The organism is Roseovarius sp. CAU 1744 (genome assembly GCF_039839345.1).
GTDB lineage: Bacteria > Pseudomonadota > Alphaproteobacteria > Rhodobacterales > Rhodobacteraceae > Roseovarius.
In genome coordinates, this window is sequence record NZ_JBDOQV010000002.1 from 303989 (window position 1) to 324566 (window position 20578).

18 protein-coding genes are annotated in these 20578 nt (G+C 63.0%); 9 read left to right on the forward strand and 9 right to left on the reverse strand.

The window, feature by feature from the left end:
• Nucleotides 1-107: 107 nt before the first annotated feature.
• Complete coding sequence (locus AAFO92_RS05415; RefSeq protein WP_347533631.1) at nucleotides 108-518, forward strand: SufE family protein; 411 nt, start codon at nucleotides 108-110, stop codon at nucleotides 516-518.
• 49 nt (nucleotides 519-567) lie between these two features.
• On the opposite strand, the gene AAFO92_RS05420 is transcribed toward AAFO92_RS05415, so the two are convergent.
• The 4 genes from AAFO92_RS05420 to AAFO92_RS05435 form a co-directional block, all read right to left on the reverse strand.
• Nucleotides 568-903, reverse strand: a complete 336-nt coding sequence (locus AAFO92_RS05420) for a GYD domain-containing protein (protein ID WP_347533632.1) — start codon at nucleotides 901-903, stop codon at nucleotides 568-570.
• A 155-nt stretch (nucleotides 904-1058) separates the two neighbouring features.
• Nucleotides 1059-1715 (reverse strand): DUF1638 domain-containing protein, encoded by a 657-nt coding sequence (locus AAFO92_RS05425; protein WP_347533633.1) that lies wholly within the window; start codon nucleotides 1713-1715, stop codon nucleotides 1059-1061.
• A gap of 78 nt (nucleotides 1716-1793) precedes the next feature.
• Complete coding sequence (locus AAFO92_RS05430; protein WP_347533634.1) at nucleotides 1794-2759, reverse strand: phosphatase PAP2 family protein; 966 nt, start codon at nucleotides 2757-2759, stop codon at nucleotides 1794-1796.
• 140 nt (nucleotides 2760-2899) lie between these two features.
• The gene (locus AAFO92_RS05435) at nucleotides 2900-3604 is read right to left on the reverse strand and encodes a B12-binding domain-containing protein (RefSeq protein WP_347533635.1); all 705 of its coding nucleotides are present in this window, start codon (nucleotides 3602-3604) and stop codon (nucleotides 2900-2902) included.
• A 192-nt stretch (nucleotides 3605-3796) separates the two neighbouring features.
• On the opposite strand from AAFO92_RS05435, the gene AAFO92_RS05440 reads away from it, so the two are divergent.
• Nucleotides 3797-4930 (forward strand): PA0069 family radical SAM protein, encoded by a 1134-nt coding sequence (locus AAFO92_RS05440; RefSeq protein WP_347533636.1) that lies wholly within the window; start codon nucleotides 3797-3799, stop codon nucleotides 4928-4930.
• Between the two features lie 68 nt (nucleotides 4931-4998).
• On the opposite strand, the gene AAFO92_RS05445 is transcribed toward AAFO92_RS05440, so the two are convergent.
• Nucleotides 4999-5556, reverse strand: coding sequence for a 5-formyltetrahydrofolate cyclo-ligase (locus AAFO92_RS05445; RefSeq protein ID WP_347533637.1), 558 nt, complete (start codon nucleotides 5554-5556; stop codon nucleotides 4999-5001).
• Nucleotides 5553-6950, reverse strand: a complete 1398-nt coding sequence (gene mgtE / locus AAFO92_RS05450; RefSeq protein WP_347533638.1) for a magnesium transporter — start codon at nucleotides 6948-6950, stop codon at nucleotides 5553-5555. Before mgtE ends, AAFO92_RS05445 begins: the two co-directional genes overlap by 4 nt.
• 124 nt (nucleotides 6951-7074) lie before the next feature.
• Between mgtE and guaD the strand changes: the two genes are divergently transcribed.
• Nucleotides 7075-8373, forward strand: coding sequence for a guanine deaminase (gene guaD / locus AAFO92_RS05455; RefSeq protein ID WP_347533639.1), 1299 nt, complete (start codon nucleotides 7075-7077; stop codon nucleotides 8371-8373).
• 144 nt (nucleotides 8374-8517) lie between these two features.
• Here guaD and bmt read toward each other — a convergent pair whose 3' ends face one another.
• From bmt to AAFO92_RS05470, 3 genes are all read right to left on the reverse strand, one after another.
• A complete protein-coding gene (gene bmt / locus AAFO92_RS05460; RefSeq protein ID WP_347533640.1) occupies nucleotides 8518-9528 on the reverse strand; it encodes a betaine--homocysteine S-methyltransferase in 1011 nt (336 codons plus the stop codon).
• A gap of 38 nt (nucleotides 9529-9566) precedes the next feature.
• Nucleotides 9567-11480 carry a phosphatidylglycerol lysyltransferase domain-containing protein gene (locus tag AAFO92_RS05465; protein ID WP_347533641.1) on the reverse strand — a complete coding sequence of 638 codons (1914 nt, stop codon included), beginning with the start codon at nucleotides 11478-11480 and terminating at the stop codon, nucleotides 9567-9569.
• A gap of 88 nt (nucleotides 11481-11568) precedes the next feature.
• Nucleotides 11569-11883 carry a DUF1476 domain-containing protein gene (locus tag AAFO92_RS05470; RefSeq protein ID WP_347533642.1) on the reverse strand — a complete coding sequence of 105 codons (315 nt, stop codon included), beginning with the start codon at nucleotides 11881-11883 and terminating at the stop codon, nucleotides 11569-11571.
• A 267-nt stretch (nucleotides 11884-12150) separates the two neighbouring features.
• Here AAFO92_RS05470 and purC point away from each other — a divergent pair, with 267 nt between their 5' ends.
• The 6 genes from purC to AAFO92_RS05500 all read left to right on the forward strand — a co-directional run bounded on the left by purC (nucleotide 12151) and on the right by AAFO92_RS05500 (nucleotide 20435).
• Nucleotides 12151-12912 (forward strand): phosphoribosylaminoimidazolesuccinocarboxamide synthase, encoded by a 762-nt coding sequence (gene purC / locus AAFO92_RS05475; RefSeq protein WP_347533643.1) that lies wholly within the window; start codon nucleotides 12151-12153, stop codon nucleotides 12910-12912.
• 61 nt (nucleotides 12913-12973) lie between these two features.
• Nucleotides 12974-13213, forward strand: coding sequence for a phosphoribosylformylglycinamidine synthase subunit PurS (gene purS, locus AAFO92_RS05480; protein ID WP_347533644.1), 240 nt, complete (start codon nucleotides 12974-12976; stop codon nucleotides 13211-13213).
• On the forward strand, nucleotides 13213-13881 hold the full coding sequence (gene purQ / locus AAFO92_RS05485; RefSeq protein ID WP_347533645.1) for a phosphoribosylformylglycinamidine synthase subunit PurQ: 669 nt from the start codon (nucleotides 13213-13215) through the stop codon (nucleotides 13879-13881). Before purS ends, purQ begins: the two co-directional genes overlap by 1 nt.
• 39 nt (nucleotides 13882-13920) lie before the next feature.
• Nucleotides 13921-15693, forward strand: a complete 1773-nt coding sequence (locus AAFO92_RS05490) for an ATP-binding protein (RefSeq protein WP_347533646.1) — start codon at nucleotides 13921-13923, stop codon at nucleotides 15691-15693.
• Between the two features lie 6 nt (nucleotides 15694-15699).
• Nucleotides 15700-17034 carry a sigma-54 dependent transcriptional regulator gene (locus AAFO92_RS05495; protein WP_347533647.1) on the forward strand — a complete coding sequence of 445 codons (1335 nt, stop codon included), beginning with the start codon at nucleotides 15700-15702 and terminating at the stop codon, nucleotides 17032-17034.
• A 686-nt stretch (nucleotides 17035-17720) separates the two neighbouring features.
• On the forward strand, nucleotides 17721-20435 hold the full coding sequence (locus AAFO92_RS05500; RefSeq protein WP_347533648.1) for an Rne/Rng family ribonuclease: 2715 nt from the start codon (nucleotides 17721-17723) through the stop codon (nucleotides 20433-20435).
• The last annotated feature ends 143 nt before the right edge of the window (nucleotides 20436-20578 follow it).

The window sequence follows — 20578 nt, forward strand, 5'->3', positions numbered from 1 at the left end:
ATCGGGTTACCCCATCACGTCCGCATTGAAAAGACAGAAGGTTGGGCTGGACCTTTGCGGGGTGCGTGCTTAGGTGTTTTGACATCACCACAGGGAACGTCAGGACCATGGCCAGCGCCGCGTTTGAAGATATCGTCGAAGATTTCGAGTTCCTCGAGGACTGGGAGGACCGGTATCGCTATGTCATCGACCACGGCAAGGCGATGGCACCGCTGGACGATGCCCTGAAGGTGCCGTCGACCAAGGTCGAGGGCTGCGCAAGCCAGGTCTGGCTGCATCCCCGGATCGAGGGCGGCGTGTTCTCGTTTGACGGTGACAGCGACGCGCTGATCGTGCGCGGGCTGATTTCGGTTCTCAGGGCACTCTACAACGGTCTGCCCGTGGCCGAGGTGCCGCGGGTTGATGCCGGGGGCGAGCTGGCCCGGCTTGGCCTCAACGATCATCTATCGGCGCAACGGTCCAACGGGTTGCGGTCGATGATCGAACGAATTCGGCAGGTGGCGGCGGAAACCGCATGATCCCTTTCCGGTGAACCGGAACCTGCCGATCCCGTGCGATTGGCGCGTGTCAGCCCGAGGAGGCGGGCGTGTAACTGGCGGCGGCTTTCTTGGCCGCGCCCATCGCCTTCATGGCTTCGGCCGATGTCAGCAGCTTGGTCGTGGCACCTCCTGACATTGAGCCGGATGCGCCAACGGCAAGCGCGCAGGCCGCCATCGCCCCGTCATCCGGCGCTTCGATCAGCGCCACGACATCCTCGTCGCCGAAGCAAAAGAACAGATGGTGGAGCGTGCCGCCCACGGCCTCGATAAGTTTTTTGGCCGCTGCCTCGCGATCCTGCGGATCATCGACCATGGCCTTGAGCGATGCGGTGGTATAGCGACCCTGAAACAAGTAAAATGGCATGACTTTTCCCCCAGATTTTTTGTGATCAAGATGCTGCCGGGTGGCCCCGCGTAGCGCCGACAGCATAGCATAATCCGGCGATTTGATCCCGAACGAACCTAAAGGCCCGTTATGCAAACGGTTTTCATGACATCGACCTGCCGAACCGGCAAAGGTCAGGTTTTCCCGGCCACGCCCCGCAGCGCCGTTTCCAGATCACCATAGCCGGTGAAACGGTATTCGAATTCCAGCCCCAGGCGCCTGGCGCAGTCCTGTGCCTTTTCCAACAGCGCCGCGTCCCTGATCTGGGCCTGATAGACCAGTTTGGTGTAATTGCCGAAGATCATGTCGCGCAGTTCGGGGTGGCGGTCCAGACCCATGGGTTTCCACACGAAGGCGTCGAATTGCTTGACCAGGAAATCCGTCAGGTAAAAGGCGGTGATCTCGCCACCCTCGGTCCGTTCGGAAAAGGCCTCGTTGCCTTCGAAGAACGAATAGCAATGCGGGCCGGCAACCATCTTGACGCCCAGTTCGTCACACTTGGCCTGCAACAGCCCGCCGGTGCCGCAATCGGCATAGACCACGAAGATCTGGTCATAGGCGTCGCGGTGCCTTGCGACGGCTTCCTCGACCGCTTCGGTGATCTTTTCGGGATACAGGTGATATTTCGCCGGCAGGCAGGTCAGCGTCATGTGATCCCAGCCATTGGCCTTGTTCAGCGCAAGAATCTCGCGCGCCAGGGCGCCGCAGGCAATCAGCAGGATCGGCGCCTTTGCGTCCTGTACGGCAAGCCCTTCGCGGGTTAGCGTTTCGTCACTGGGCAGACCAGGCATGACCACGTCTCGGTGAATGTATTCTGGACTACAGTTTACAAATGACGCGGCAAACTGACGAGAGAAAAACGCCGTGTTTCAGGTCAAAAGCGCTGCCGTTCTTTCATCTCGCGCGTTTTGGGCAAAGAGCCCGTGGTACCTTGGAAGCCCCAGCAGGTACCAGACCACAGCCACGGACAGGATTGCGCCGGCGATGATGTCAATCAGGTAATGGGCCCCGAAGACAGGCGAGGACGCGATCATCAGCAATGAATAGGTCGTGAAAGGAACGAAAAGCCATGTGCGGAAGAAGACCACGCAAAGAAGGATGCCGGAGGCCGTGTGATAGGACGGGAACGTGACCAGCCCAGGCAGGCCGACCGGATCAAGAGGTACGGCTGCATCGGCATCACGCAGCAGTTCGAGATGCGGCAGGTGATAGACGCCCGGCGGGCTGGGGAAATTGGGATAGGCCGACAGGTCGCCGACATAGAGATGGACCGCCGCCAGCGCCGGAAAGCCCGCGCCGATGACGATGGCGATCACACCGGTCAGGAAGAAGACCTCGACATAGAACCGAACGCGGCGCGGATCCCCCAAAAGCGCCAATGCGATCAATGCGATCAGGCCGACGTAGGACAGTTGGACGTAGCAGAATTCCAGAATCTTGATGAGCGTCGGGTAGGCGTGGACAAATTCGAAATAGGCCAGCCAGTTGAACCCGATGCTCCGGTCAAGGCCCGACAGCAGGTCATCCTGAAGGGGAAAGGGCAGCATCATCGTCAGGTGGTTGAAGAGCGGCAGGAACATCTGGACAAGCGAAAGGAACAGGCCCGCCTCGGCGAAATACTTTATCGACCGGCCTACCGCCCCGAGGGTCGCCGCGCGCATGCTGAATACAACGAACATCATGGCAAAGGCCGCCGTGCTCGACAATCTCCAGAACAGGTCGGAGGGCTCGCTCAGGTCCAGCGTGGCCCTGGACGTGCAAAGCAGCACGACATCCGCCAGAACAAAAAACAGCAGGATCAGATACAACGATCTACTGGTGACGGTCAGGGGCATGGATGGCGGATCCTTTGTTTTCTTGCCGGTTCACGCCTATCCGTTGAATATGACCATTCTGAGAAATCACGGTGGCGCACATAAGAAAACGGAGCCCGCAATGGGCTCCGTTCGCATTCCAACACAGGTGTTGACCCGGTTCAGCCGGTTGCACCCTGATTGTGCTTGCGGGACATGAAATCTTTGGCGGTTTCAACCGCCACGGCGGCATCTCGGCAATAGGCGTCGGCGCCGATCGCCTTGCCGAATTCCTCGTTCAGCGGCGCGCCGCCGACCAGAACGATGAAATCGTCGCGTTTGCCCTGTTCCACCATCGTGTCGATCACCACCTTCATGTAGGGCATGGTGGTGGTCAGCAGGGCGGACATGCCCAGGATGTCGGGCTGTTCGGTTTCCAGCGCCTCAAGGTAGTTTTCGACCGGGTTGTTGATGCCCAGGTCGACCACCTCGAATCCGGCGCCTTCCATCATCATCGACACGAGGTTCTTGCCGATGTCGTGGATGTCGCCCTTGACCGTGCCGATCACCATCTTGCCCACGCGGGGCGCGCCGGTTTCGGCCAGAAGCGGCTTGAGGATGGCCATGCCGCCCTTCATCGCATTCGCGGCCAGCAGCACTTCGGGGACAAAGAGGATGCCGTCGCGGAAATCCTTGCCGACGATGGTCATGCCGCCGACCAGCGCCTCGGTCAGGATCTGGTAGGGTTCCCACTTGCGTTCAAGCAGGATGTTGACGCCTTCCTCGATTTCTTCCTTCAGGCCGTCATAGAGGTCATCAAACATTTGCTGGACAAGTTCTTCGTCGTCCAGTTCCGACAGGATGATGTCGTCTTCTTCGTCTGACATAACGGATTCCCTCGATCTTGGGCGCGGGATGCGCGCATCGTTTCGTTGCGGCAGCTTTCGTTCTTTTGCCGCTCCGACACTCTTCGAAATGCGACATCACTGCTTCTTCTACCGACTTATACCGTGGATTTCGCTTCAGTGTTACTGAAATACATTCATGGTCTATATGGCCTTATTGCAAATGTTCGCTAAATGTTCCAAATTTGGAGGATGGAATCCGACAGCAGCACAGATCCCGCCATTCGGCCCGCCGGACGGGGTGCGGTCAGCAATCGCACCGGCCGGTTCGAGGCGCTGGACCGGAGGTTTGAAGCCGACGGCTGGGATCGCCCCGAGGAAGAACAGGTATTGCGCACCCATGTCTCGGTCGAAATCCCGCGGAGCCTGATCACCTATAACCGCTCGCCCGATCTGCCGTTTGACCGGTCGATCAATCCCTATCGCGGCTGCGAGCATGGCTGCATCTATTGTTTTGCCCGTCCCACACATGCCTATCTGGGCCTGTCGCCGGGGCTTGATTTCGAAACCCGGCTGATCGCGCGTCCGGGGGCGGCAAAAGTGCTTGAGCGAGAGCTGCGGCGCCGCCGTTACCGCGTGCGCCCGATTGCCATCGGCACCAACACGGACCCCTACCAGCCGATCGAAAAAGAGCATGAGATCATGCGCAGCTGCCTGAAGGTGCTGCGGAATTTCAATCATCCGGTGGCGATCGTGACCAAGGGTGCACTGATCGAACGTGACCTTGATATCCTTGCGGATATGGCAGGCAGGGGGCTGGTGCGTGTCGGCGTCTCGGTCACGACTCTTGACGCGCGGCTGTCGCGGCGGCTGGAGCCGCGGGTGCCAGCGCCGAAACGGCGGCTTGCGACGATTGCGGCGCTTACCGGGGCAGGGGTGCCGGTGCGGATCATGACCTCTCCGGTCATCCCCGGCCTGACCGATCCGGAACTCGAATCCATCCTTGAGGCGGGGGCCGAGGCCGGGGCGGAGGCCGCCAGCTGGATCATGCTGCGCCTGCCGTTGGAGGTTTCGCCCCTGTTTCAGGAATGGCTGGCGCAGCATTATCCAGACCGGGCAAGCCGGGTCATGGGCCTGATCCGCGAGATGCACGGCGGCAAGGATTACGACGCGGAATGGGGCCGCCGGATGCGTGGGGAGGGGGCATATGCCAAGATGATTGCGCAGCGGTTCGACAGGGCTGCGCGGCACCTGGGGCTGGATCGGGCGCAGCCGGGCTTGCGTTGCGACCTCTTCGAGGTGCCGCCCGGAGAGAGCAGCCAGCTATCGCTTTTCCCAAAGGGGTTTCACGCCGCGGATCACGGCTGAGAATTCACCGCGTCCGGTTACCTTGCGCGCCCGGGAAGGGCCGCAATACCGGCGCGGTGGTGGAGCTATCAGAAGGTGATGACCTCGTTTTCGGTCACCATCATATCCAGCGGCTGGTCGGTCGGCTCCAGCGGCAGGTTCACGTCTTCTTGCGCGGCATAGGCAAAGCCGATCGCCAGGGTCGGGCGTTTGGCGCGCAGCAGTTCCAGGGTGCGGTCATAGAACCCGCCGCCATAGCCCAGCCGCCCCCCCTGACGGTCGAACGCCACCAGTGGCACGACCAGGATCTCGGGTTCAAAGAAATCATCCACCTCTGGGATCATCGCCCCGAACGGGCCTTCCTTCAGCGTGCAGCCCGGCTCCCACCGCGAAAACTTCAGCGGCAGGCCAAGGCGCTGGATCACCGGCACCCCGACAGGGCCGTGCGCGGCGGCTTCTTCCATCGCCGGCACCGGGTCGATCTCGGTGCGGATCGCCATGAAGCCCGACATCGGCACCCCGCGATAACCCGCCAGCACCCCCGACAGCAGCCCCGCGCGGCCCGGTCCGCCGGCCTCGTGCGCCAACTTGCGCCGGGCAAAGGCGGCCTTGCGCGCGGCCGCCTTGATGGATTTCAGATCATTCATAGCAATACCGCCGCTGCCAGCCCCAGAAAGGCAAAAAACCCCACAACATCCGTGACCGTGGTGACAAAGGCGCCCGAGGCCAGCGCCGGGTCGATCCCGATCCGGTCCAGAATGACCGGAATCACCGTGCCCGCCAGCCCGGCAACGACCAGATTGATCACCATCGCGGCAGCGATCACATAGCCCAGCTGCGGCCCGCCGAACCACAGCACGCCGACAACGCCCATCACCACCGCGAAGATCACGCCGTTGATCAGCCCGACCATGCATTCGCGCCGGATGACGCGCCAGACGTTGGACGCGGTCAGGTCCTTGGTGGCGATGGCGCGCACCGCCACGGTCAGGCTCTGGGTACCGGCATTGCCGCCCATCGAGGCCACGATCGGCATCAGCACCGCCAGCGCCACGATCTGGGCGATGGCCGCCTCGAACTGGGCGATCACCAGCGAGGCGAGGATCGCGGTGACAAGGTTCACCGCCAGCCACGGGAAGCGCCGCTTGGTGGTGTCGATCACCTTGTCGCTCAGGCTGCTTTCCCCGACCCCGGCCAGGCGCAGGATGTCTTCTTCGTGCTCTTCGTCCAGCACCGCCATCGCGTCGTCGATGGTGATGACGCCGACCAGGCGGTCATTCTCGTCCACCACCGGGGCCGATATCAGGTGATACTGGTTGAACGCATAGGCGACATCCTCCTCGTCCTGGTTGACGGGGATGGTGTGAAAGGTTTCCTCGACGATGCTGCTCAGCAGCACCTCGCGGCGCGACGCCATCACCTTGCCCAGCATGACATTGCCCACCGGGTGCAGCTTGGGGTCGACCAGAACGATGTGGTAGAACTGCTCGGGCAGGTCATCCTGATCGCGCATGTAATCGATGGCTTCGCCGACGTTCCAGTGTTCGGGCGCCATCACCACCTCGCGCTGCATCAGGCGCCCGGCGGAATATTCCGGATAGGTCAGCGATTGCCGCACCGCCACCCTGTCGCTGTCTTCCAGCACCTCCAGGATGGCGTTTTGCTGTTCGTCCTCCAGATCTTCGACCAGGTCGACCACATCGTCGGATTCCAGCTCGCGCACCGCTTCGGCCAGCACCTCGGGATGCAGAATCGCGATCACTTCCTCGCGGATCGACTCGTCAAGCTCGGTCAGCAGGTCGCCGTCGAACTCGGTGCCGTAAAGTTCGATCAGGCGGCGCCGGTCAAAGGCGTTGATCTGTTCCAGAAGGTCGGCGATGTCGGCCGCGTGCAGCGGCTCCATCTCTTCCCACAGCAGTTTCTGATCGCCCGCATCGACCGCGTACATGATCCGGGCAACGGCCTGCGGGCTGAGCAGATAGGCGTCTTCGTCCTCCTCGCGGTCAGGCTCGGGGTTGTTCTGCTCAGGGTCTTCGGCCATGCGCCCCTCCTTTCCGCGATTGCTTCGAGGATTAAAGAAGCAGCTTCGGGAAAACAATGAAAATAGGCAGATTTACGTGATGGATCGCGATGCGTATCCTGTCGGGCGGCACATAACAAGGAGCATGACCCCCGTGACCGCAACCGACACAATCCTGACCGGACAGGTGCTGTCCTACACCGGCTCGCCGTTCGACGGTGACCCCGCCGCGGCGGCAAGACTGGACGAGGCGGTGCTGATCCGGGCCGGTCGGATCAGCGCCTCCGGCACGCGCGCCGAGATGCAGGCCGCGGCCCCCGGTGCGCAGCTCAGTGATCAGGGCGACGCGCTGATCATGGCGGGGTTCGTTGACGCGCATGTGCATTACCCGCAGACGGCAATGATCGCCAGCTGGGGCAAGCGGCTGATCGACTGGCTCAACAGCTACACTTTCCCCGAGGAAATGAGGTTCGGCAACGCAGCATATGCCGCCGACATCGCCGGTCGTTACCTTGATCTGACACTGGCGAACGGCACCACCAGCCTGTGCAGCTACTGCACCATCCATCCCGAAAGCGTCGAGGCGTTCTTTACCGCCGCCCAGGCGCGCGGCCAGCGGGTTTTCGCGGGCAAGACCTGCATGGACCGAAACGCCCCCGAGGGGCTGCGCGACACCGCACAATCGGGATATGACGACAGCAAGACCCTGCTGGGGAAATGGCATGGGGTGGATCGGCTGTCCTATGCAATCACGCCGCGCTTTTCGCCGACCTCGACGCCGGAACAACTCGAGGCGATGGGTGCGCTCTGGGCCGAACACCCCGATTGCCTGATGCAGACCCATCTGAGCGAGCAGACCGACGAGGTCGAATGGGTCAAATCGCTTTACCCGCAGGCGCGGGATTACCTGGACACCTACGAGGCGCACGGGCTTCTGGGCGCGCGCGGGCTATATGGCCACGCGATCTATCTTGAGGACCGCGAACGCGACCGGCTGCGTGAGGTCGGTGGCGCGCTGATCCATTGCCCGACTTCGAACACATTCATCGGCTCGGGCCTGTTCAATACCGCCGCGCGGATCGCCGAAGGGCAGCGCGTGGGGCTGGCCACCGATACCGGCGGCGGGTCGAGCTTTTCGATGCTGCGGACAATGGCCGCGGCCTATGAAATCGGGCAGCTCACCGGCACCGCGCTGCATCCGGCGCAATTGCTGTGGCTGGCCACGGTCGGCTCGGCAGAGACCCTGCATATGGGCGGCGTGATCGGCAATATCACACCGGGCGCCGAGGCCGACGTGATCGCGCTCGATCTGGCTTCGACCCCGGCCATCGCCCAACGCCACGCACAGGCCAAGGATCTGTGGGAGGCGGTCTTTCCGACCATCATGATGGGCGATGATCGTGCCATCCGCCAGGTATGGGTTGCGGGCAGGCCAATGCTCTGACCAGGCCTGCAACGCGGCGCGGATTGATCGGCCAGAGGCACGATTTCCGGGGGCGCGGCCCAGTCAGCAGTTTGTAGGAGAGCCGGGAAAGTGGAGGCCCGAATCCTTGCCGCCTATGCGCGGGAATTGCGGGGGCTGTCGTGGTTAGCCGCGCCGGCGGCGCTTGCGGCGCGGTGCGGCTTCCTCCTCGCCGGTGCCGTCGGCGGCCGACGAGAACGGCCCCAGGGCGTCGGTGATCTGATCCAGGGTCGGGCGGCCCTGTTGGGGACGCGTCTCCAGCGCCGCGCGCATCTTGGCGATATGTTCGGGCATGGTGCCGCAGCATCCGCCGATGATCGTGGCGCCCGCGTCGCGCGCCAGCACCGCGTAGTCGGCCATCAGGTCCGGAGTGCCGTCATAGTGGATATGCCCGTCGACATATTTCGGAATGCCGGCATTGCCCTTGGCCACGATCGGCCGTTCGGTGCCTTGGGCAACGAAACCCAGAACCGTGCGCAGCAGATCCGATGCCCCGACGCCGCAATTGGCACCGAAGGCCAGCGGCGGATTGTCGAGCTTTTCGACCATTGCCGCCATATCTGCCGAGGTCACGCCCATCATCGTCCGGCCGGCGGTGTCAAAGCTCATCGTGCCGCACCAGGGCATGTCGGCCAGTTTGAAGGCCTCGGCGGCGGCGCGGTATTCCTCGGGTGCGCTGATCGTTTCCAGCCACAGCACGTCGGCGCCGCCATCCTTCAGCCCCTCGGCCTGTTCATGGAAGATCTCGACCGCCAGTTCATGGGTCAGCGCGCCCATCGGGGCCATGATCTCGCCGGTCGGGCCAACGGACCCGGCCACCACGATTGGGCGGTCGGCCCTGTCGGCCACCTCACGCCCGATCTCGGCCGAAATCCGGGACAGCGCGTTTGCGCGTTTTTCAGCGCCGTGCAGCTTGAGCCGCGCAGCGTTGCCGCCAAAGGAATTGGTCAGGAACAGGTCGCTGCCCGCATCGACCGCCGATTTGTACAGTTTGTGAATGCGGTCGGGGTGCTGTTCATTCCACATCTCCGGCGCATCACCGGATTCCAGCCCCATGTTGAACAGATTCGTGCCCGTCGCGCCATCGGCCAGAATCCAATCGCGCGTCTGCATCAGCCGGCTCAGGGCATTGGTCATAAGTCAGCGGTCCCACATGAGTTGCAGATCATGATGTGTCACGTTTGCCGGATTGGCGCAAACTCATAATCTTCATCATCTATGTGAACGCAATTTGTATCGGGCCGGCGCACCGCGCGGGCGACATCCGCCAGGGCCAGCATCATACCCGGCCAACTGGGCGCCAGCGCATAGAGCGGTTCGCGCCGCGGTGCGAAGCAGGATTTGAACCGGTCCAACCCGCTGCGGCCAAACCTGCGCGCGGCCCAGCCGGTCAGCGCATTCGGGCTGCGATACGGGGGCAGGGCCGCCAGGGACATCCGCCTGCGCCCGTCCTGCGCTGCCCGCGCGATGGCGGCTTGGACCAGCAGGTACATGGTGCCGTCCGGCGCATCGGCGCCTGTGCGCATCAGGTCGAGACAGAGTTCGTGATTCGAGACGCTGAAACTGACGAACCCCACCAGATCATCCTGGTGGTAGGCAAGGAATACCTGTTGATGGCGCAGATAACGGGGGCAGAAGGTGCCCATCGAAAACCCATGTGCCGCACCGCAGGCAGCCTGCCATTCACGGTCGATGGCACGCATTTGCCGAACCGGCAGGGTGGTTGCCTGCTGAACCGTCACACCGGCCTTGACCGCCTGGCGCAGCTTGCGCCGCAGCTGGCGAAAACTGGCGCCTTCGGTGGTGAAGGTGGCCGGGTTCAGCACCATTTCGTCGCAGATATGAAGCGCCTTCAACCCGGCCCGGCGGCAGCGCGCGGCGTGCCTGGCAGAGGCTTTGTAGATCAATGCCGCGCGATTACCGCGGCGCGCCTCGGCCAGAAGCGCCGGCACAGCCGCATTGGCATGGCCGCGCAGCGGATCGAACAGGGCGACCTTGGCCTGTGGTGTCGTGGCCACGGCGATCACCGCGTTCGATCCGGCCAGCGCCCGCGCCCCGTTCTGACGGCTGACGCCGAGCTCTGCCCGCGGCGCGGCCCGCAGCGCCTCATCGGTGATCGCGGTCAGCGGCGCATGACGGGAAGATGGCGTGCCGAACGGCCGGCACAGCACCGCCATCGCGATCACGCCGGGCAGCGCGTAGTAGATCAGGCGAAAGGCGACGATCCCGGTCATGACCTCGGCCTCGGGCCAGGCGGGCAGGAAGACCAGCAGGGTCAGTTCGAATGGCCCGACCCCGCCGGGGGTGCCGGTGACCAGGGCGGCGGTCAGCGCGCCCAGATAGACGGGAAACAGCACCGCGAGCGAGATTTCCATACCCGGTGGCATCAGCACCCACAGGGCCACGGCGGCGCAGAGCGTGTCGATTAGCGCGAAGATCAGGAACATCAGTAACGCGGGCACGGGCAACAGCTCGACCTGTTTCCGGAACAGGGTCAGGCGCGGATTGAGGAAGGCGCGCATGATTACGAGAAGCACGGACCCCAGAAGAAACAGCGCCACCGGCCCCGGAAGGACGGCAACCGGGCTGACCAGGGACACCAGCGCAAAGACCCCGACCAACCCAAAGAAGAACCACGCCGTAACGGTCAGGGTAACGCGCATCGCCTGTGTCGGGCTGAGGCCGGGCAACATGCGCCAGCGCGCCAGCCCGCCGACGATGATCCCCATGCCCAGAAGCTGACCCAGTGCGATCGACGCGCTGCCCGCGATACCGGCCGGCCGTGCGCCGTAGCCGGTGGCAAGATGGCGGTGGATCAGCACATCATATTGCCCGACGGCCCAGAAACTGACCGCCGTTGCCAGCGCCGCCGCAGCCCATTGCCCGACGCTCAGGCGGGTCAGAGCGCTACCGATCTCGGGCAGGGCGCCGGCACCAAGTTGTCGCTGCACCAGCCAGATACAGGCCGCGCCGATGAACAGCGGCAATGCTGCCCTGGCGAAGCGCCAGGGGCGTCTTCGCCACCCTATCGTCGGATTGTGCATGCAGCCCCCGCCAAATCTCAGGCGGGCAGGGTAGGCAGGCGGCATTGCGCGCGCCTTAACAGATAAACTTGTCACGAAAAAAGAAAGGCGCGCCCGACACGGCGCGCCTGTTTCCCACAAGGCAGGCGGTGGGTCAGACCTCGTTCATGATCTGGCCCTTGGCCTCGATCAGAAGCGCCGCCATCTTGCTGCGGATCGTGTCCGCATCGGCCAGGTCGCCCAGATCGCCCGCCACCTTGCGCACGACATCTTCGATACCGGCTTCCTCGAAATCGGATTTCACCACTTCCTTGGCATATTCATCCGCCTCGGCGCCGGTCTTGCCCAGCAGTTCCGCGGCCCACAGGCCCAACAGCTTGTTGCGGCGCACCTCGGCCTTGAAGGCCATTTCCTCGTCATGGGCAAATTTGTTCTCGAATGCGGCTTCGCGATCGTCAAAGGTGGTCATGGCCGTTCCCTGTGCAAGCATTTCAATTGCTCTAGATATGGCGCTCCGGTGCAAAAACCGCAAGGGGTTAGATCAGGCGCCCGGCCCCGTCGCCAACAGGGCACATCCCGATCTGGCGCAGCCCGTTTTGGGCGTGTTCACAGATCTGCGTGATGTAATGCGCACAAGTTAAGCCACCGAACGCGCTGTCTTGCGGCAATCCGGCCCATGCACTATGAGAGCGCAAAGACCCAGGGGATTTGGCCCCGGTCCAGCGACGAGGTGTGCATGGCACGGCGCAAGAAGATTTACGAAGGCAAGGCGAAAACCCTTTACGAGGGCCCCGAGCCGGGCACGATCATCCAGTATTTCAAGGACGATGCCACCGCTTTCAATGCCGAGAAGAAGGCGGTGATCGAGGGCAAGGGCGTGCTGAACAACATGCTCAGCGAATATTTCATGACCGGGCTGAACAATATCGGCGTACCGACCCATTTCCTCAAGCGTCTGAACATGCGCGAACAGCTGGTGCGCGCCTGCGAAATCGTGCCGCTGGAAGTGATCGTGCGCAATTATGCCGCCGGCACAATGGCCAAGCGGCTGGGGATCGACGAGGGCACGCAGCTGCCGCGCCCGATCGTGGAATATTGCCTCAAGGATGACGCGCTTGGCGACCCGCTGGTCACCGAGGAACATATCGCCGCCTTCGGCTGGGCCAGCCAGCAGGACATGGACGACATCCTGAGCCTGGCGCTCAGGGTCAATGATTTCATGGCGGGCGTGATGTATGGCGTCGGCATCCGGCTGGTGGATTTCAAGATCGAGATCGGCCGCGTGTTCGAAGGCGACTTCCAGCGCCTGATCGTGGCCGACGAGATCAGCCCCGACAGCTGCCGTCTGTGGGATATCGAGACCGGGCAGAAACTGGACAAGGACGTGTTCCGCCGCGACCTGGGCAACCTGACCGATGCCTATACCGAGGTCGCCACCCGTCTGGGCGTCATGCCCAAGGGCGCCACACCGATGATCCGGCCCACGCTGATAAACTGACGGGCCGATCAAAAACCAAACCGGCGCGAGACCCGCGCCACCGGAAAATGGGGTAAATCCGATGAAGGCACGCGTGCATGTCATGCTGAAAAACGGGGTTCTGGATCCGCAGGGCGAGGCGGTGCGTCATGCGCTTGGCAGCCTTGGTTTCGGCGGGGTGGAAAAGGTGCGGCAGGGCAAGGTGATCGAACTGGACCTTGCCGAAACCGATGAGGCCGCCGCGCGCGACACCGTTACCGCCATGTGCGAGAAGCTGCTGGCGAACACGGTGATCGAAAGCTACTCGGTGGAGTTGATCTGATGCACGCCGCCGTCATCGTCTTTCCTGGGTCGAACTGCGATCGTGACCTGGCCGTTGCGCTGGAAAAGGCCGGTGCCAAGGTCTCGATGGTCTGGCACAAGGACACGGACATGCCGCACGGTGTCGATTTCATCGGCGTTCCGGGCGGATTTTCCTTTGGCGACTACCTGCGCTGCGGAGCGATTGCGGCCAATTCGCCGATCTGCCGTTCGGTCAAGGCACATGCGGAGCGCGGCGGGTATGTTTTCGGCGTTTGCAACGGCTTCCAGATATTGACCGAAACCGGGTTGCTGCCCGGCGTGCTGCTGCGCAACGCGGCGCTCAAGTATATCTGTAAACCGGTCGGGCTGAGGGTCGAGACCTCCGACAGCATCTATACCGGCGGCTATGCCAAGGGGCAGGTGATCACGGTGCCGATTGCCCATCACGACGGCAATTACAATGTTGACGCGGAAAACCTGGCCCGGCTCAAGGCCGAGGATCGCATCGCGTTCACCTATACCGACAATCCCAACGGATCTGTGGCGGACATTGCCGGTGTCCTGTCGGAAAACCGCCGCGTGCTGGGCATGATGCCCCATCCCGAGCGGATGGCGGAGGCGCTGCACGGCAATGCCGAGGGCGCGACGCTGTTTGCCCATGCCGTGAACCAGCTGGTACATGCCTAAGACCTTGAGGCGGCGCGCGGGCGGGCGTATCCTGCGGCCATGAAACTGTCAAAGGCGGATAAGGCCGAGAGCCGGCCGGTCAACCGGCCGCGCACCTTCAGCTGGCGCGCGCGGGGGGCGTTGTTGCTGCTGATGGCGGTGGCCATCGCCGTCGTCTTTGTGACCAACCGGCTGCTGACCGACCGTTTCACCGAGAATACCCGCAATCGCGCAGAGCTTCGTCTGGTTCTCTACAGCGGTAACCTGCTGAGCGAACTGCGCCAGAACTCCATCGTGCCGCAGCTGCTGGCGCGTGACCCGGCGCTGATCATCGCGCTGAATTCGGGCGATTACACAAGGTCAACCGCGCGGCTGATCTCTTTCGTCGAAGAAATCGGCGCCAAGACGCTGACCCTGCTGGACAAGGACGGGCGCACGGTGGCGTCGACCGACCGGAATTCGCTGGGCGAAAGCCACCCGCAGGCGCCCTATTTCATCGACGCGCTGCGCTCGGCCGATACGGTGTTCAAGGTGCTGGAGAATGATGCAGGTCAGTACCGTTTCTTCTATTCGCGGCGGATCGAAAGCCAGAACCAACTGGCGGGCGTGATCGTGGTCGAGGTTGATCTGGCCAAGTATGAACGCGCCTGGTCGGGAATTTCCGACGCCGTGCTGGTGACCGACAGCGAAGGCAAGATCATCCTGTCCACGGAACCCCGCTGGCGCGGGCTGAGCGAGGTCGATGCGCTGGCCCGCCAACCCGTCACCAGCGCCATCGAGCGCGCCATTCAGGCCACGCAGGACTGGACGACGCTGCCCGCCGACGCCTATCTGCAGGGCGAGGCGGTGATGCGGGTCGAGGGGCGTGTCGCCTTTCGCGGGTGGCGCATTGCCAGCTTTACAACCTATCAGAGCGTCCGGGAAAAGGTGAACGGTTTCCTGGCGCTGGAAATCATGGTTTTCGCGATTCTCCTGGCGCTGGCCTTCTACTTCCTGAACCGGAAAACCGTGCTGCGGATGGTGCTGTTCCAGCGTGAGTCGGCAGAGCTTCGCGCATTGAACGCCCGGTTGCAGCGGGAAATCGCCGAGCGTGAAAGGGTGCAGGAGAACCTCGCCGTGGCTGAACAGACCCTCGCCCAGAGCTCGAAACTGGCGGCACTGGGCGAGATGTCGGCAGCCGTCAGCCATGAGCTGAACCAACCGCTTGCGGCGATGAAGACCTATCTGGCCGGCGCGCGGCTGTTGCTGCAGCGCCACCGCCCGGATGAAACCCTGTCCTCGTTCCAGCGGATCGACGATCTGATCGAGCGGATGGGCGCGATCACCAAGCAGCTCAAGTCCTATGCGCGCCATAACAGCGATGCCGTAGAGCCTGTAAATATGGGCGATGCGCTGGCTTCGGCCCTTGCGATGATGGAGCCGCAGCTGCGCCAGCGGCAGGTCACGATCGAACGGACCCTGCCGGATCAGCCGGTTCAGGTGATGGGTGACAGGGTGCGGATCGAACAGGTGATGATCAACCTGCTGCGCAACGCGCTCGACGCGACCGAGGCGGTGGATGATCCCAAGGTCGAGATCCTGCTGGCGGCCGGTGAAACCGCGACCCTGACGGTGCGCGATAACGGGCCGGGCATCACCGACCACGACAATCTCTTTGAACCGTTCTATACTACCAAGAAACCCGGTGACGGCGTTGGCCTGGGGCTTGCCATTTCCTCGGGGATCGTGAACGACCTCGGGGGGCGGCTGACCGCGCGAAACGGTGCCGCCGGGGGGGCTGTATTTGAAATGCAGCTGCCCATATTACCAGAAGAGACCCGTGCAGCGGAGTGACCTGCCATGCCCAGTGCCATGAAAATCGCGATTGTCGACGACGAGAAAGACATGCGCCAGTCCATCAGCCAGTGGCTGGCCCTGTCCGGTTATGACACCGAAGCCTTTGCCAGTGCCGAGGATGCGCTGAAGAAGCTCGGGCCCGATTACCCCGGCATCGTCGTGACCGACATCAAGATGCCCGGCATGGACGGGATGCAGTTCCTGAAAAAGCTCATGGGCTCGGACAGTTCGTTGCCGGTCATCATGATTACCGGTCACGGCGATGTGCCGATGGCGGTCGAGGCGATGCGGATCGGGGCCTATGATTTCCTCGAAAAACCGTTCAACCCGGACAGGATGAACGAGTTGGCCAAGAAGGCCGCCAATGCCCGTCGTCTGACGCTCGATAACCGCGCCCTGCGCCGCGAGCTTTCGGATGGTGGTCAGCTGATGAAAAAGCTGATCGGCGCCAGTCCGGTGATGGAGCGGCTGAAAGAGGATATCCTCGATCTGGGTCAGGCCGATGGCCATGTTCTGATCGAGGGTGAAACCGGGACCGGCAAGACTCTGGTGGCCCATGCCCTGCACGCGGTTGGTGCGCGGGCGGGCAAGAAATTCGTGCTGATCCCCTGTTCGGCCTATGAGGACGACGCGCTGATGAAGCGTCTGTTCGGGCCGATGAACCCCGAGGATACGCAGCTTCCGGCGGTCGAAGAGGCGCGCGGCGGCACGCTGGTGCTGGAGGATATCGAGGCGCTCAGCGACACCGCGCAGGCGCGGCTGCTGACCTTCATGAACGAAGAGGGCACACCGCCCGAAACCCGCATCGTCGCCATCTGCAACATGCAGGAACAGGACCGCACCTGTGAGGATGCGCTGCGCCCGGACCTCTTTTACCGTCTGGCGTCCTTGCGCATCACCGTGCCGCCGCTCAGGCAGCGCGGTGAGGATATCCTGACGCTGTTTACGCGTTTCGGCGATCAGTTCGCCGATGACTACGGCTGCGAGCCGCCAAAGGTTTCGGCGCAGGAGGCCGCGCAGCTGTTGCAGGCACCCTGGCCCGGCAACGTGCGCCAGCTTTTCAACGTCGCCGAACGGGCGGTGCTGCAATCACGCCGCGGCTCGGGCACCATCGCGTCACTGCTGATGTCCGATCATCAGGAAATGCAGCCGGTGATGACGACCGAGGGCAAGCCGCTCAAGGAATATGTCGAGGCGTTCGAACGGATGCTGATCGACAACACCATGCGCCGCCACAAGGGCTCCATCGCCGCGGTGATGGACGAGCTCTGCCTGCCGCGCCGGACGCTGAACGAGAAGATGGCGAAATACGGGTTGCAACGGTCGGATTACCTTTGAGCGAAAGCAACTGCCGCAAATAGCGATCAGCACAGCACCGCGGCTGTTTGCTTTGCGGAGAAAGCGGACGTTGCAGTGATCCCCCGCGCGGACTCAAGGCCGCAGGCCGCCGCGCGATCGCCAGACCGCCCCCCGGGCTGGCGATTGGCTGACGTCAGCGACGCCTTCACGGGTTATTCGGACTTGGCAGGGATAAACTGCGCTGAACTCAGGTTCGCCGCCATCCCGCGGTCTGGCGATCGCGCCGCTCACGTTGACGGACCGCCCAGGGCCCAAGCGGTCAGACGGCCTTCCGCCATTGCCGAAGTCATTTTCGCCATTGTAATTCCACCACTTCCCGCTTTAGTGTGATTTGACGGCAGCGGTTCAACCGGACCCGCCGCATGAGATTCGCTGTATCAGAGACAAGCCGGGCCCGTCCCGTGCCGCTGAACAGACCGATTGGGCCCTGGAAAACGGGGCCGACTACATGCCCGAGGCCAGAAAATGGCATATCGGGCCCCAAATTGGCGTCACGCAAGGCGCCGGAGAAGAAACGCGATGAAGCGCGCGAGGCAACAAAACGTCAGAGCAGGGGCCGTCTCCGGCACCTCCTCACGCGCGCCCGCTATCGCCCTTATCAGACATCAGCCGCAGCTCGCCGCCCCACCGGGGCCGGTGCGATTGCCGCGATGCAATTGGACAACATGGCTAAGAAAATGCTTATCGACGCCACCCACGCGGAGGAAACCCGTGTCGTGGTGGTTGACGGAAACAAGGTTGAGGAGTTCGACTTTGAATCCGAGAACAAACGCCAGCTAGCTGGCAACATCTACCTCGCAAAAGTCACCCGGGTCGAACCGTCGCTGCAGGCGGCCTTTGTCGACTATGGCGGAAACCGCCACGGTTTCCTGGCCTTTTCCGAGATCCACCCGGATTACTACCAGATTCCCGTCGCCGACCGCGAGGCGCTGCTGGAAGAAGAACGCGCCTATGCCGAGGCGATGAAGGCCCGCGATGAGGAAGAGGAAAAACCCAAGAAGCGCCGTGGGCGCGGACGGGCGAAAGCCAAGGCGGAGAAGACCTCTTCCGAGGATGCGGTGGTGACTTCGGAATTGACCGAGGGCGAAATCTCGGGGATGGAAACGATCGACCTGGGCGACGACGCGCTTGACCCGGATGAAGGCGTTTCGCCGATGGAACTGGTCGGTGACACGCCCGTGGAAGAACCCGACGACGGTGCGCAGGAGAGCACCGATGCCGATACGACCGAAGCGGAACCCGCCGCGCCAGATGACGCCGAGGCCGCAGCGGGGGAAGGCGCTGCTGACGCGGCGGACGCCCCAGATGACGCACAGGACGACGCACAGGACGACGACGCCGACGACGATGATGATACCCAGTCCAGGGCCAACGCATCGGCCAAGGACGAAACCATCGAGTCCGTGGCCGACGAGGATGACAGCGAAGACATCCGGCCGCCGCGCAAACCGCGTCCGCGCCGTTACAAGATCCAGGAGGTCATCAAGGTACGCCAGATCCTTCTGGTGCAGGTCGTCAAGGAAGAACGCGGCAACAAGGGCGCGGCACTGACCACCTACCTGTCGCTGGCAGGCCGCTACTGCGTGCTGATGCCCAATACCGCGCGTGGCGGCGGTATCTCGCGCAAGATCACCAACGCCGCCGACCGCAAGAAGCTGAAAGAGATCGCCAGCGAAATCGACGTACCCTCCGGCGCGGGGCTGATCGTGCGGACCGCCGGGGCGAAACGGACCAAGTCCGAGATCAAGCGCGACTATGAATACCTGCAGCGCATGTGGGAGCAGATCCGCGAACTGACGCTGAAATCCATTGCGCCGGCCAAGATCTACGAGGAGGGCGACCTGATCAAACGCTCGATCCGCGACCTCTATAACCGCGAGATCGACGAGGTTCTGGTCGAGGGCGAGCGCGGCTACCGTATCGCCAAGGACTTCATGAAGATGATCATGCCGTCCCACGCGAAGAACGTGAAGCATTATACCGATGCGATGCCGCTCTTTGCCCGTCACCAGGTGGAAAGCTACCTGAGCGGCATGTTCAACCCGACGGTGCAGCTGAAATCTGGCGGCTATATCGTGATCGGCGTGACCGAGGCGCTGGTGGCAATCGACGTGAACTCCGGCCGGGCCACCAAGGAAGGCTCGATCGAGGAAACCGCGCTCAAGACCAATCTCGAAGCCGCCGAGGAAGTGGCCCGCCAGTTGCGCCTGCGCGATCTGGCAGGCTTGATCGTGATCGACTTCATCGACATGGACGAACGCCGCAACAACGCGGCCGTTGAAAAGCGGATGAAGGAAAAGCTGAAGACCGACCGCGCCCGCATCCAGGTGGGCCGGATCAGCGGCTTTGGCCTGATGGAGATGTCGCGTCAGCGGCTTCGTCCGGGGATGATCGAGGCCACGACGCAACCCTGCCAGGCCTGTCATGGCACCGGTCTGATCCGTTCCGACGACAACCTCGCGCTCAGCATCCTGCGCCAGATCGAGGAAGAGGGCGTGCGCCGCCGGTCACGGGAGGTGCTGGTCAAATGCCCGGTCGGGATTGCGAATTTCGTGATGAACCAGAAGCGGGAACACGTCGCCCAGATCGAGGCGCGCTATGGGCTTTCGGTGCGGATCGAAGGCGACCCGATGCTTGTGAGCCCGGATTTCTCGCTTGAGAAATACAAGACCGCAACCCGCAATATTCCGGACGCGTCAGAGGCCGTTGTGTCCGTCGACAGTTCGTTGATGGATGACATAGACAGCGAAGAAGATCAGGCAACTGCGGCAGGGGCGCCCGCCGACCCCGCCGAAGATGATGAGAACCGGCCCAAGAAGCGCCGCCGCCGCCGTCGCCGCCGCAAGTCTAAATCCGATACGTCGGGGGACGATCAGGCGGTTGCCGCGCAGGAAAACGGTGCTGAAGACGCGGATGAGGCCAAGACGGGCGAGGCGGAACCGGCGCAAGATGAGGCGCCGTCCGATGATGCGGCGGCCGAAGCGCCCGCCGAAGAGACCCCCAAGCCCAAACGCACCCGCAGACCGCGCAAGAAGGCCGATGAAGCCCCGGCCGAGAAAGCCGAGAGCGACGCCGAGGCGCCTGCCGAGCCGGAGACCGCCGCCGACGAGGCCCCGGCACCAGAGGAGAAGCCCAAGAAGCGCCGGTCCCGGGCAAAGAAGAAAGAGCCGGAGACCGCCGAGGCCGAAGCGCCCGCGCCGGAAATGGCCGAAGCCGGGACGAAGCCCGCCGCCGTCATTGCCGAACCGGTCAGCGATGTCGCCGTGGCAGAAGCCCCAAAGCCTGAACCCGCCCCGGCCCCCGCGTCGGACCCGGTGGCCGAGGAGGCCCCGGAATCCGACAAGCCCAAGCGCAAGGGCTGGTGGTCTCTGGGACGTTAAGAGCTCCATGTAATGACATGAAAACGCACCTCTTTTTATAGAAGTGCGTTTTTTGTTTCACGCAACCCGGCAGGCGGATAGGGATTGCTTGCTGGCCGGGATTGCGGGTTGCTGACAGACCTGCCAGAACTCAGCCAGGACAT

Excerpts from the sequence above, each read along its gene's own strand:
- mgtE (WP_347533638.1), bottom strand. The coding sequence starts at position 6,950 with ATGGCCGAAGACCCTGAGCAGAACAACCCCGAGCCTGACCGCGAGGAG.
- AAFO92_RS05495 (WP_347533647.1), top strand. The coding sequence starts at position 15,700 with ATGCCCAGTGCCATGAAAATCGCGATTGTCGACGACGAGAAAGACATG.
- AAFO92_RS05500 (WP_347533648.1), top strand. The coding sequence starts at position 17,721 with ATGGCTAAGAAAATGCTTATCGACGCCACCCACGCGGAGGAAACCCGT.
- AAFO92_RS05430 (WP_347533634.1), bottom strand. The coding sequence starts at position 2,759 with ATGCCCCTGACCGTCACCAGTAGATCGTTGTATCTGATCCTGCTGTTT.
- AAFO92_RS05465 (WP_347533641.1), bottom strand. The coding sequence starts at position 11,480 with ATGCCGCCTGCCTACCCTGCCCGCCTGAGATTTGGCGGGGGCTGCATG.
- AAFO92_RS05425 (WP_347533633.1), bottom strand. The coding sequence starts at position 1,715 with ATGCCTGGTCTGCCCAGTGACGAAACGCTAACCCGCGAAGGGCTTGCC.
- AAFO92_RS05435 (WP_347533635.1), bottom strand. The coding sequence starts at position 3,604 with ATGTCAGACGAAGAAGACGACATCATCCTGTCGGAACTGGACGACGAA.
- AAFO92_RS05415 (WP_347533631.1), top strand. The coding sequence starts at position 108 with ATGGCCAGCGCCGCGTTTGAAGATATCGTCGAAGATTTCGAGTTCCTC.
- AAFO92_RS05470 (WP_347533642.1), bottom strand. The coding sequence starts at position 11,883 with ATGACCACCTTTGACGATCGCGAAGCCGCATTCGAGAACAAATTTGCC.
- purQ (WP_347533645.1), top strand. The coding sequence starts at position 13,213 with ATGCACGCCGCCGTCATCGTCTTTCCTGGGTCGAACTGCGATCGTGAC.
- purS (WP_347533644.1), top strand. The coding sequence starts at position 12,974 with ATGAAGGCACGCGTGCATGTCATGCTGAAAAACGGGGTTCTGGATCCG.
- AAFO92_RS05445 (WP_347533637.1), bottom strand. The coding sequence starts at position 5,556 with ATGAATGATCTGAAATCCATCAAGGCGGCCGCGCGCAAGGCCGCCTTT.
- AAFO92_RS05420 (WP_347533632.1), bottom strand. The coding sequence starts at position 903 with ATGCCATTTTACTTGTTTCAGGGTCGCTATACCACCGCATCGCTCAAG.
- purC (WP_347533643.1), top strand. The coding sequence starts at position 12,151 with ATGGCACGGCGCAAGAAGATTTACGAAGGCAAGGCGAAAACCCTTTAC.
- AAFO92_RS05490 (WP_347533646.1), top strand. The coding sequence starts at position 13,921 with ATGAAACTGTCAAAGGCGGATAAGGCCGAGAGCCGGCCGGTCAACCGG.
- bmt (WP_347533640.1), bottom strand. The coding sequence starts at position 9,528 with ATGACCAATGCCCTGAGCCGGCTGATGCAGACGCGCGATTGGATTCTG.
- AAFO92_RS05440 (WP_347533636.1), top strand. The coding sequence starts at position 3,797 with ATGTTCCAAATTTGGAGGATGGAATCCGACAGCAGCACAGATCCCGCC.
- guaD (WP_347533639.1), top strand. The coding sequence starts at position 7,075 with ATGACCCCCGTGACCGCAACCGACACAATCCTGACCGGACAGGTGCTG.